Annotated in this window: 12 protein-coding genes; 10 read left to right on the top strand and 2 right to left on the bottom strand. The window is 70.2% G+C overall.

All coding sequences use genetic code 11. The features are described from left to right. Positions 1-7 precede the first annotated feature (7 nt). Together AC1KAT_RS10680 and AC1KAT_RS10675 are read right to left on the bottom strand one after the other, a co-directional pair. Positions 8-808, bottom strand: coding sequence for a helix-turn-helix domain-containing protein (locus AC1KAT_RS10680; RefSeq protein ID WP_480325610.1), 801 nt, complete (start codon positions 806-808; stop codon positions 8-10). Between the two features lie 29 nt (positions 809-837). Next, complete coding sequence (locus AC1KAT_RS10675; RefSeq protein WP_480325608.1) at positions 838-1,281, bottom strand: hypothetical protein; 444 nt, start codon at positions 1,279-1,281, stop codon at positions 838-840. A gap of 264 nt (positions 1,282-1,545) precedes the next feature. Here AC1KAT_RS10675 and AC1KAT_RS10670 point away from each other — a divergent pair, with 264 nt between their 5' ends. The 10 genes from AC1KAT_RS10670 (at position 1,546) to AC1KAT_RS10625 (ending at position 11,713) form a co-directional block, all read left to right on the top strand. Next, the gene (locus AC1KAT_RS10670; RefSeq protein WP_480325606.1) at positions 1,546-2,508 is read left to right on the top strand and encodes a hypothetical protein; all 963 of its coding nucleotides are present in this window, start codon (positions 1,546-1,548) and stop codon (positions 2,506-2,508) included. Further along, on the top strand, positions 2,505-3,119 hold the full coding sequence (locus AC1KAT_RS10665) for a PilN domain-containing protein (RefSeq protein ID WP_480325604.1): 615 nt from the start codon (positions 2,505-2,507) through the stop codon (positions 3,117-3,119). The genes AC1KAT_RS10670 and AC1KAT_RS10665 overlap by 4 nt, the downstream gene beginning before the upstream one ends. Next, positions 3,116-3,817: a hypothetical protein gene (locus tag AC1KAT_RS10660; protein WP_480325602.1), complete on the top strand. Its 702-nt coding sequence runs from the start codon at positions 3,116-3,118 to the stop codon at positions 3,815-3,817. Before AC1KAT_RS10665 ends, AC1KAT_RS10660 begins: the two co-directional genes overlap by 4 nt. Continuing rightward, positions 3,802-4,260: a hypothetical protein gene (locus AC1KAT_RS10655; RefSeq protein WP_480325600.1), complete on the top strand. Its 459-nt coding sequence runs from the start codon at positions 3,802-3,804 to the stop codon at positions 4,258-4,260. Before AC1KAT_RS10660 ends, AC1KAT_RS10655 begins: the two co-directional genes overlap by 16 nt. Positions 4,261-4,268: 8 nt before the next feature. Then, positions 4,269-5,981: a secretin N-terminal domain-containing protein gene (locus AC1KAT_RS10650; RefSeq protein WP_480325598.1), complete on the top strand. Its 1,713-nt coding sequence runs from the start codon at positions 4,269-4,271 to the stop codon at positions 5,979-5,981. Between the two features lie 8 nt (positions 5,982-5,989). Continuing rightward, positions 5,990-6,847, top strand: a complete 858-nt coding sequence (locus AC1KAT_RS10645; protein WP_480325596.1) for an ExeA family protein — start codon at positions 5,990-5,992, stop codon at positions 6,845-6,847. Next, the gene (locus AC1KAT_RS10640) at positions 6,844-8,019 is read left to right on the top strand and encodes a tetratricopeptide repeat protein (RefSeq protein WP_480325594.1); all 1,176 of its coding nucleotides are present in this window, start codon (positions 6,844-6,846) and stop codon (positions 8,017-8,019) included. The genes AC1KAT_RS10645 and AC1KAT_RS10640 overlap by 4 nt, the downstream gene beginning before the upstream one ends. A 37-nt stretch (positions 8,020-8,056) precedes the next feature. Beyond that, entirely contained in the window at positions 8,057-9,763 is a 1,707-nt protein-coding gene (locus AC1KAT_RS10635; protein ID WP_480325592.1) for a GspE/PulE family protein, read from the top strand. A 30-nt stretch (positions 9,764-9,793) separates the two neighbouring features. Further along, a complete protein-coding gene (locus AC1KAT_RS10630) occupies positions 9,794-11,017 on the top strand; it encodes a type II secretion system F family protein (RefSeq protein WP_480325590.1) in 1,224 nt (407 codons plus the stop codon). A 171-nt stretch (positions 11,018-11,188) separates the two neighbouring features. Then, on the top strand, positions 11,189-11,713 hold the full coding sequence (locus tag AC1KAT_RS10625) for a hypothetical protein (protein WP_480325588.1): 525 nt from the start codon (positions 11,189-11,191) through the stop codon (positions 11,711-11,713). The last annotated feature ends 6 nt before the right edge of the window (positions 11,714-11,719 follow it).

Here is an 11,719-nt window from a genome sequence, read left to right as displayed (position 1 = left end):
ATCGCCCTCAGACCGGGTAGAACAACTCGACGCTGATCTCTTCGAGCAGCACCTCTTGCGGCGTGCCGAACACGCTGATCGTCGTGATGAAGCTCTGCCGGCCCTGCGGCAGGTCGAGCACCAGCGGCACCAGCATCGGCGCCATCGCCGAGGGCGCGGGCAGGGCCTCGTGGCACAGAGCGCGCACGTTTTCGTAGCCCAGCACCTCTTGTTCGAGCGCGATCAGCCCCAGGTCGCCCGAGGCCGCGATGGCCTTGCGCAGCGACAGCAGCATCGAGCCCGCCAATTCGGCGAAGTTGGCGATGTAACGCGCCAGGCCCTCGGGGTGCAGGGTCGCGCGAAACACGTTGAGCTGGGGCTCGACCAGGAAGGGTGGCAAGAGGGCGGCCAGTGCGGCGCCGGCCGTGTTGGTCATCAGCACGTTCCACTGCCGGTCGAGCACCAGGCCGGGGTAGGGGTCGTGGGTGTCTACCACCCGCTGCAGCAGCGAGCGGATGGTCGCCAACTCGGCCGCGTCGAGCGGGCGGTCGCGGTAGCACGGCGCGAAGCCGGCCGCGAGCAGCAGCCGGTTGCGCTCGCGCAGCGGCAGGTGCAGCGCAATGCCCAGCGACACCAGCAACTCGGCCGAGGGCCGCGACCGGCCGGTCTCGACAAAACTCAGGTGCCGCGCCGACACCTGGGCCGCATGTGCCAGCTCGGCCTGGCTCCAGCGCTTGGCCGTGCGCCAGTGCCTGAGCAGGCCGCCCACCGAGGGGTCGCCGCCCAGGGCGGTCGTGGGGTGGGTGAGGTCGCTGGCCAGGGGTCGCATGGTGTGTATGTGAACGGTCAAGAGGGGGGTCACGAGGTGCGCGGACGACCCACCGGCTGCCCGCCCGCCGCACTGTAGGCGACCGGTTCGGCGCGAGCCGCCGCGACGAACTGCATCGCCGCGAAGCCGCCGACCATCGCCGTGTGCGCGAGCAGGTAGGCCGTGCCCAGCGGGGTGGCTTGCATGAACCCGCCAGCCGCCAGGCCCGCACAGGCCACGGCCCAGCCTGTGTTGCCCAGCGCGACGAACTGCACCAGCGCACGGGGCAGGCGCGCGGCGCGCACCATCGTCGCCAGCAAGGCGACATAGCCGACCAAGAGCCACCCGGCACCCCACAGCAGCGCCTCGGGCAGCCCGAGCCAGAGCGCTAGCGTGGGGGTGGCGAGCAGGTGAGCGAGGGCGATGAACACGCTGCCCATCGCATCGACGGCGAGCACGGTCTTCAAGAAGGACGAGGGGCGGATGAACTGCATGAAATGCCTCCAGGGGTTGGGGTGGGTGCGGGCGGCGCCGCCATGGCGTCGGTCAACGCAGGGCCAGTATTTCGGCGCGGGTGAGGCGCGGCAATTACCTGCCATGTAGGCAAAGCACGGCCTCGCCGGCCCGGCACCGGGCCGCCAGGGGCGGGATTGGCCGGTATTGCCGGCGGTGTTCCGGGCTTCGCCAGGGGGGTGTCGTTCCTAGACTGGCCACTGCCCGCGTTCCGTCCAACTGGCGCCTTTGCGGCGCCCGAAGCCATGGCCCTGTCTGACCTCTTTCGATCGTTCGCACGCCGTGCCGCCCCCACCGGCCGGCTGGGCCTGGTTGCGGCCGACGAAGGCGCCAGCGCCGCTTTCGTGCAGCGCGCGCCCGGGGCCAAGCCCCGCGTCGCCGGCTGCCAAGCGGCCGCGGGTCCCAGTGCCCTCAAGACGCTCGCGGAGTGGCGTTCGCGCCAGGGCTGGACCGACGCCCCCGCCAACCTGCTGCTCGGCGTGGGCGATTACCAGATCCTGCCGGTGGACGTGGCCGACCTGCAGCCCGACGAGCTGGCCGACGCCGCCCGCTGGAAGGTCAAGGACATGATCGACTACCCGCCCGAGGACGCCAGCGTGGCCTGCGTGCTCGTGCCCGGCGCCGACCCCTCGGCCCCGGCGCGCCAGGGCCTCGCCGTGGTGGCGCCGCGCAAGACCGTGGCGCAACGCATGCTGCGCCTGCTCGACGCCCGCCATGCGCTGCAGGCGATCGACATCCCCGAACTCGCGCTGCGCAACATCGCGCTGCTGGTGCCCGGCCCCGCCGCCGTGGGCGTGCTGCACGTGGGGCTCGCCCGCACCACGCTCGTCATGGTGTGGCACGGCGAGTTGTGCACCTTTCGCCGCTTCGACCTCACCGCGCAGCAGTTGATCGACGCGCTGCCCGAGCACCGCGAGGCGCTGATCGAGCGCCTGGGCCTCGACCTGCAACGCACCTGCGACGCCTTCGAGCGCCAGTTCTACACGGCGGCCGTCGGCCCCATGCGCGTGATCGACGAGGTGCCTGGCCTGTCGCTCGCCGCCTTGCTCAGCCCCTTCGTCAACACCCCGGTGCAGCCGATGCCGCTGCGCGACTGGCTCGACATTGCGCACACCGGCCCGCTGATCGACCCGGCCCAGGGGCTGGACTTCATTCCCGCCATCGGCGCGGCTTTGCGCGAAGAAGCGCCGGAAGCGAGCGCCGCATGACGCAGCAGATCAACCTGCTCGAACGCTCGCTGCTGCCGCGCCGCGAACTGGTGACCGGCCTGCGCGTGCTGGTCGCCTCGACCGTGCTCGGTGCGGTGCTGGTGGCGCAGTTCGGCTACGAGCAGGCCGCACTGCGGCGCCTGCTGGCCAACCCCACGCCCGCAGCGGCTCCGACTGAACAGGCCGCGCCCGCGGGCGAACTCGAAGCCGCCATCGCCACGGCCGAAGCCCGGGTGCGACAGGACGAAGCGCTGATCGGCGCGGCCGCGGCGCTCGCTCACCTGCCGGTGGACAACGGCCTGCGCCTGCAGCGGCTGTTTTCGGCGCTGCCCGAGACGGCCTGGCTGCACGAGGTCGCCTTCTCCGGCGGCGGGCAGGTGCGCATCGTCGGCGGGGCGCAGAACCCGTCGGACCTGGCGGCGCTGTCCGAAGTGCTGGGCCGTGCGAACGGCTTCGAGCGCATGCCGGTGCGGCTGTTCTCGCTGGGCCGCAGCGAAGCACCCCAGGACGGAACCGACCCGCCCTCCGACCCCGGCGTCCCCCGGCGCCCCGCGCCCCGCCACTTCGGCTTCGAGATGTCGAGCATGGCCGGCACCGAGGAGTCCAAATGAAGCAGGCGATCCGGACCTTCGTGTTCCAACTCGCCGGGCGCATCGACGCCCTGCCGCCGCGCGACCGCCTGGCCCTGGCCGGCGGCCTGCTGGCGGTGTTCATCGGGCTCGAAGCCGCCGTGCTGATGCCCATGGCCGACAAGCGCCGGGGCATCGCCGCAGCGGTCGAGGAGCAGAGCGCATCCGAGATCGAGGCGCAGAACACCGAGCGTGTCGAACGCGAGCAGCGCCTCGAAGCCGCCCTCGTGCGTGCCAAAGACCTCGAGGGCCGCCTCGCGGCGCTGGGCGTGCAGCAGGCCCAGCGCGAGGCGCTCGACAACTTCGTGCGCCGCGCGCTGCAGCAGCGCGGCACCACGCTGACCGGCCTGCGCGCCTTGCCGGTCGAGCCGATCGAGATCCAAGCCCCGGTGGCGGATGCAGACGAGGCCGGCGATGCCCCTGGTGCCGACCCGGGCGGCCACGCCGCCATGCCCGCCGCCGCGCCGGCCTCTGCCCCGCGCCTGTACCGCCACCGCGCCGAACTCACGCTCGAAGGTCCGGCCGCGCAGGTGGCCGCGTCGGTCGCTGCACTCGAGACGGGGCTCAAGCCCCTGCGGGTCGAACAGGTGCAGGTCACGGCCCAACCCGGAGGCGCCGCGGTGCGTGCGCTGCTCGTCTTCACCACCATCAGCCCGGAGGCCACATGGCTCGCGTTGTGATCGCCTTGCGCGCGGGCCTGACGCGCGTCCTCCATTGGGGCGCTCATGGCCTCGCGCTGGGTTTCATCGCTGCCGCCTTGTGCGCCACGTTGCCTTCGCTGGCCATGGGGCCGCGCGACCCGTTCACCCCGCCGTCTGTCGTCTCTGCCGATGCGGTGGCGGCGCGGGCGTCCGACCCCGAGGCCGCCGCCGGCTTCGGCCTGACCGGCGTTCGCATGGGCTCGCGCCCTGCCGCCCTGATCGACGGGCGCTGGGTGCCGCTGGGCCACGCGGTGCGCGGTGCGCGGCTCGCGCAGCTGTCGCCGCAGGCCGTGGTGCTGCAACACCCCAACGGCCGCCGCGAACGGCTGCCGATGTCGTTCGCCCCGACGCCGTCGCCCGCGCCCCCGGCCCGCACCGATGCCGACCCCGACGCCCCCGAGGCGGCGGCCCCAGAGAAATGAGCCCTGTCATGACGTCCACCCGCATCGCCCTCGCCGGCGCGCTTCTCGCCTCGCTGGCGGCTTGCCAGATGGGGCCGCAGCCCCGCGCCGCGCGCAACAGCATCGACGACGCCCTCGCCGAAGCGCTGAACGCGCGCCCCAAGCCGCAGGTGCCCGACAAGGTGGCCGACGCGCTGATGCCGCCCCTGACCACCGAGCTGCCACGGCCCGCCAGGGCGCCCGAGCCGCGCTTCGACCTGGCGGTGAACAACGCGTCGCTGCAACAGGTCTTCCATGCGATCGCTTCGGGCTCGCGCTACAGCATCCTCGTGCCTCCGGGGGTGAGCGGCACGGTGTCGATCAACCTGAAAGACGTGACCGTGCGCGAGGCGCTCGATGTGCTGCGCGAGCTGCACGGGCTCGAATACCGCATCGACGGCACGCGCGTGTTCATCCAGCCGGCGACCTTGCAAACGCGCATGTTCCAGGTCAGCTACCCGACCGGCAAGCGCCTGGGCCGCAGCGAAACGCGCGTGACCTCGGGTTCGATCGCCAGCCAGAGCGGCAGCGGTGCGAGCGGTGGCACCAGTGCGGCCGGGCTCGGCTCGGCCGAGGGCAGCCAGGTGTCCACCTCGACCGACACCGACTTCTGGAAAGAACTCGAAACCTCGCTCAAGGCCGTGATCGGCACCGAGGGCGGCCGCCAGGTGGTGATGTCGCAGCACACCGGCGTGGTGGTGGTGAAGGGCTTTCCGAAAGACATGCGCGAGGTCGAGAACTTCCTGCGCTCGGCGCGCCTGTCGATCGAACGGCAGGTGATGCTCGAAGCCAAGATCGTCGAGGTCAGCCTGAAAGAGGGCTTCGAGTCGGGCATCAACTGGGCGCTTCTGTCGCAAGGCAACCACCGCATGTCGGTCGGCGCCAACGCCAACACCATTAACGTGCCGGGCAGCATCGGCCGGCAGTACGGCATCCCGAGCGGATCGATCAACACGCCGGTCGACCCCGGGCCGCCGGCTGCCGTCACGCCCAACGTGCTGGGCAACGTGCTGACCAGCCCTTTCGCGGGCGGTGCGGGCATGCTGGGCCTGGCCTTCACGACCAACACCTTCAACGGCCTGCTCGCCTTTCTTGAAACGCAGGGCACGGTGCAGGTGCTGTCGTCGCCGCGCGTGGCCGCCATCAACAACCAGAAGGCGGTGCTGCGTGTCGGCACCGACGACTTCTTCATCACGAACATCTCGACCACCACGACCTCCAGCGCGGCCGGCAACGTGACCACGCCGACGATCACGGTGCAGCCCTTCTTCTCGGGCATTTCGCTCGACGTGACGCCGCAGATCGACGACGAGGGCATGGTCACCATGCACGTGCGCCCGTCCGTGAGCGAGGTGACCGAACGAAGCCGCGTGGTCAACCTGGGCACGGCCGGCAACTTCACGCTGCCGCTGGCATCGAGCAACGTCAACGAGACCGACACCGTCGTGCGGGTGCAAGACGGCTACATCGTCGCCATCGGCGGGTTGATGCAGCAGAGCCAGTCGGACGACAAGGCGCAGGTGCCGGGCGTGGGCGAAATGCCGCTCGCCGGGCACCTGTTCAAACGCACGAACCGCAGCCTGGTCAAGCGCGAGCTGGTCTTTTTGATCAAGCCGACCGTCATCAAGAGCGATGCGCAGTGGATGGCCGACCTCAACGGCACGCAAGAGCGCATGGGCCGCGTGCCGGCCACCCCGCGATAGGCGCCACCATGTACCTCGACCACTTCGGCCTGCGCGAGTACCCCTTCGCGCTCACGCCCGACACCGAGTTCGTGTTCCGCGGCCGGCACCACCAGGCTGCGATGAACACGGTGCTGCTCGCGCTGAACAGCCACGAAGGCTTCGTGAAGGTCACCGGCGAGGTGGGCACCGGCAAGACGCTGATGTGCCGCCACCTGCTGGCCAGCCTGCCTGCCGACGTGGTCACCGCCTACGTGCTGAACCCGCGCCTGGCCGCGCGCGACCTGCTGCGGGTCGCGGGCAGCGAGCTGAGCCTCCGCCTGCCCGCCGACGCCGACGAACACACGCTGTGCCGCGCGCTCGAAGCCGAGCTGATGCAGCTGGCCGCCGAAGGCCGGCGCGTGGTGCTGTGCATCGACGAAGCGCAGGCGCTGCCGGTGGACAGCCTCGAAGCGCTGCGCCTGCTGTCCAACCTCGAGACCGGCAAGCGCAAGCTGATCCAGATCGTGCTCTTCGGCCAGCCCGAACTCGACGAGCACCTGCAAACGCACCGCATCCGCTCGCTCGCCAGCCGCATCGCCTTCAGCGCGTGCTTGCGCGGCTTGGCGCGCGAAGACTTTGCGCATTACCTGCAACACCGCATGGGCGTGGCCGGGTGGCGGGGCGGGCCGGTGTTCAGCCCCGTCGCCACGTGGCTGCTGCGCCGTGCGAGCGGTGGCGTGCCACGCATTGCCAACATCCTCGCGCACAAGGGCCTGATGGTCGCGTATGGCCGTGGCCACCGCCACGTGGGTTGGCGCGAAGCCCTGGCCGCCGTGCGCGACGAAGGCGGTTATCGATTGAAAGCCCCGCGCGGCGGTCGCTGGCTGCGAAGGACCGAAGCATGAGCGTCATCAACCAGATGCTGAACGCGCTCGACGCGCGCCGCGCAGGGCCGCCGGCCGAAGCCGGTCCCGGCGTCGTGGCGGCGCCCGAGGCCGCGGCCCCGGCGTGGCGGTCGCGCCGCGTCCAGTTCATCGCCCTGGCTGGCGCCGCCCTGGTGTCGGTCGCGGCCTTCGGCAACTGGACGCCCTGGGTGCCTGCGCCGGCGCGCCTGCCCAAGCCCGTGGCGTTGGGCCCCGATGCGCAGGCGGCGCCCGCCGAGAGTGCATCGGCCCCCGCGTCGGTGGCCACCGCCAGCGCCGTGGCGCCGGCTGCGGCCGAGCGCGGCAGCGGCGCCATGGGCGTCGCGCCCGTGGCTGCGACCACCAGCGCAGCGCCGGCCGAGCCGCTGCGGTCTGACTTTGCCCGTGCCCCGCAGCGCGCGCCGGCCCGCGACGCAGCTTTCGACGATCGGCCGCCATCGCTTGCGCCGCATGAGGCCCCGGCGCCTGCCGACGGCGATGCCCTCGCACTGCGGCCGGAGCCGGTGCTGTTCACCCGCTCGACCCCCGGCGTGCCGGCCCCCGAGCCGTCGATGTCGGGTGGCCGCGTGGACAAACGTCCCTCGGCCATGGGCGCGGCCCAACGCGCCCAAGGGGCCTATGCCCAGGCCAGCGAGCAAGCGGCCAGCGGCCACAGCTCGCAGGCGCTCGACAAGGCGCTCGAAGCGCTGTCGCTCGACCCCGACCACCTGGCCGCACGCCAGCTCGCCGCCGTGCTGCTGTGCGAGGCGCGGCGCTTCGACGAAGCCGCGGCGCTGCTGCAGGCCGGCTTGCAACGCCAGCCGCAGCAGGCGCAGTTCGCCTTTCTGCTGGCCCGGCTGAAGGTCGAGGCCGGCGACGCCACCGGCGCCCTGGCGGTGCTGTCCACGCAGCAAGCACTCGGTGCCGACGCCCACGCATTGCGCGCCAGCGTGTTGATGCGCCAGGGCCGCACGCGCGAAGCCGCCGAGGCCTACCAGTCCGTCGTGCGGCTCGATCCTGAGAACGCCGCTGCCTGGTTGGGCCTTGGCCTCGCGTTCGATGCCGAAGGCCGCCCGCGCGAGGCGCAATTGGCGCTGCAGCGCGCGCGCAGCATTGGTTCGCTGCGCGGCGACCTGCTGACCTACCTCGATCAAAAATTGGCGGCGCTGCGATGAGTGCCGCTGCCTGCCGACCCCCGAAGGGACCGAACCCATGAGCGCCCCACAGAAATTCAGACTCGGCGATGCCCTCGTGGTCGATGGCCTGATCACGGCCGAACAACTGACGCAGGCCCTGGCCGAGCAGAAGAAGACCGGCCGCAAGCTCGGCCGCGTGCTCACCGACTCGGGCCTGGTCACCGACGAGGCCATCGGCCAGGTGATCAGCCGGCAGTTGCACATCCCCTTCATCGACCTGCGCAAGCACGAGTTGAACGCCAAGCTCGTGCGCAAGCTGCCCGAGTCGCAGGCGCGGCGCTTTCGTGCGCTGGTGCTGGGCGAGCACCTGGGCGGCCTGCTGGTGGGCTTTGCCGACCCGACCGACATCTTTGCGCAAGACGAAGTGGCGCGCGTGCTGGCCGTCACCGTGCACCCGGCGGTCGTCACCGAGCGCAACCTGCTCTCGGCGGTGGACCGCATCTACCAGCGGCAAGACGAACTCTCGGGCCTGGCCAACGAAGTCGCGGCCGACCTGAACATCGGCGTCAAGGGCGGGCTCGGCCTGCTGGAGTTGAACGCCACCAGCGACGACGCGCCCATCGTGCGGCTGATGCAGTCGATCTTCGAGGCGGCGCTGTCGCAGGGCGCGAGCGACATCCACGTCGAGCCGCAAGAAAAGAACGTGGCCGTGCGCCTGCGCATCGACGGCGTGCTGACCGTGCAGAGCACCTACGACCCGAAGATCGCCTCGGCCATGGTGCAGCGGCTCAAGCTCATGTCGAGCCTCGACATCTCGGAGAAGCGCCTGCCGCAAGACGGCCGCTTCCAGCTCACCGTGGGCTCGCAGGCGGTGGACATCCGCATCTCGACGCTGCCCACGCAATACGGCGAATCGGTCGTGATGCGCCTCTTGGTGCAGAACGCCGACCGCATGCAGCTCGACGCGCTCGACCTGCCGGCGCCCATCCTCGCGCACCTGCGCAAGGCGCTGAAGGCGACCTCGGGGCTGATCCTCGTCACCGGCCCCACGGGCAGCGGCAAGACCACCACGCTGTACGCGGCGCTGGCCGAGCTGAACACCCCGGGCACCAAGATCATCACCGTCGAAGACCCGGTCGAATACCGCCTGCCCGGGCTCAACCAGGTGCAGGTGCACGAAAAGATCGACCTCAGCTTCGCGCGCGTGCTGCGCAGCTGCCTGCGGCAAGACCCCGACGTGCTGCTGGTCGGCGAAATGCGCGACCAAGAGACCGCCGAGATCGGCCTGCGCGCCGCGCTCACCGGCCACCTGGTGCTGAGCACGCTGCACACGAACGACGCCGCCAGCGCCCCGATGCGCCTGGCCGACATGGGCGTGCCGCCGTACATGGTGTCGCTCGGCCTGCGCATGGTGCTGGCCCAGCGCCTCGTGCGCGTGCTGTGCGAGCACTGCAAGCAGCCCCACCCGCTGAGCCCGGCCGAACGCGAGTGGCTGTCCATCGAACTCGGCGACCGCGTGCAAGAACACGAAGGCAGGTTCCTCTCAGGCGCCGGTTGCTCGCATTGCCGCAACACCGGCTACCGAGGCCGCACCGGCGTCTACGAAATGATCGAGATGACGCCCGAGCTGGTGCACGCCGCGGCCACCGGCGATGCGTCCGGCTTCGCCAAGATCGCGCACGCGCAGTTCTCGCAATACACGCTGCGCGCCGACGGCCTGCGGCTCGCATTGGCCGGCCGCACCACGGTGGCCGAAGCGATGCGGGTGAGCAACCAGGCGTGATGGCACCGTGGGTGAGCGCGGTCGCTGACCATGCCTAACTTCAACTACTCTGCCCGCGACCCGGCGCGCCAGCTCGTCACCGGCGTGCTCGAAGCGGCCACGCCCGGGCACGTGGCCGACTGGCTGATGAACTCGGGCATGACGCCCGTGGCCATCGAGCCTGTGCGCGAAGTGCAAGACGCCGGCGAGGTGCTGGCGCGCCTGTTCAAACGCGACCGCATCAATGCCATCGAGCTGATGATGTTCACGCGGCAGATGGTCACGCTGATGCGCTCGGGCATCCCCATCTTGCGGGCGCTGCGCGGGCTCGAAAGCTCGGCCACGCGGCCCGCCGTGGCGCGCCTGATGCGCGACCTGCACGCCTCGCTCGACACCGGGCTCGACCTGTCGCAGGCCATGGCCAAGCGCGACGACGTGTTCGATGCGTTCTACGTGTCGATGATCCGCGTGGGCGAGCAGACCGGCCGGCTCGAAGAGATCTTCAAGAACCTCTTTCACCACCTTGAATTTCAGAAGTTCATGCGCGAGCAGGTCAAGAGCGCACTGCGCTACCCGACCTTCGTGATCCTGGCGATGGTGGGCGCGGTGGCGGTCATCAACATCTTCGTCATCCCGGCCTTCGCCAAGGTGTTCGAGAACATGCGCGCCGAGCTGCCGCTGATGACGCGCATCCTGCTGGGCACCTCGAAGTTCACCGTGACCTGGTGGCCGGCCATCTTGCTGGCCGGCGTGGCCCTGTTCTTCGCTGCTCGGGCCTTCGTCGGCACCGAGCGCGGCCGCCTGTTCTGGGACCGCCTCAAGCTGCGCCTGCCGATTGCCGGCTCGCTGGTGCAAAAGGGCGTGCTGTCGCAGGCCACCCGCAGCCTTGCGCTGGTGTTCAAGAGCGGCGTGCCCGTGGTGCAAGGCCTCACGCTCAGCGCCGCGGTGGTCGAGAACGCCTTTGTGGCGCAGGCGCTGGCGCAGATGCGCAGCGCGGTCGAGCACGGCGACACCCTGCTGGCCGCGAGCAGCAAGGCGGGTGTGTTCACGCCGGTGGTGCTGCAGATGGTCATGGTGGGTGAAGAGTCGGGCACGCTGGGTGAAATGCTCGACGAGATCGGCGGCATGTACCAGCAAGAGGTCGAGTACGAGCTGAAGACGCTGTCGTCGAAGATCGAGCCCATCCTCATCGTGATGCTCGGTGGCATCTTGCTGGTGCTGGCGCTCGGGGTCTTCTTGCCGATGTGGGACATGGGCAGCCACGCCAACAAGTGACATGCGTCACGCCGCGAGGCGGCTCTGCGTGTATTCCCCAGGCTGATGTTTGTCAAGTTGCCTCACCACCGGCCGATAACCCGTTGACCGGCTGGGAAACGTGACCCGGTTGGCAGATTTCAACCGCAATGGAGTTATGAGATGAGCAAACGTTCTCAACGCGGCTTCACGATGATCGAGCTGATCGTTGTGATCGTCATCCTGGGTGTGCTGGCTGCGGTAGCGCTGCCGCGCTTCACCAACATGCAGCGCGATGCGCGCGTGGCCAAGCTCAACGCGGCGCGTGGCGCGGTCTTGTCCGCCAGCGGCATGATCCACGGTGCCGCCATGGCGCGGCAAGGCCAAGTGCAGCTGGCCTGCGCAGGCTTCGGCGTACCGAACGTCGCGGCCAACGGCAACGGCAACGTTTGTACGGAAAACGGACTGATTCCGGTCTTTCGCCTGTACCCGACCGCCGCGGATGCCGGCATCGTGCTCGCTTCGGGCATCGTCCAGCTGACCGGAGCGCCCGTTGCTGCAGACATCACGGCAGCGCTGGGTGCCAACGGCTATCAAACCGCCGCTGCACCGAACGGTGGTCGCCAGATTCGGGTGACCGGCGGCGTCAACGCGGCAACGTGTTCGTTCAATTACGTGCCTCCGACCCAGATCGGCGCCGCACCGACGGTGACCGAGATGCTGACCGCAGGCTGCTGATTCATG

The organism is Piscinibacter sp. PDB5-1, from assembly GCF_056676035.1.
This window is presented reverse-complemented; position numbering and strand designations above follow the sequence as displayed.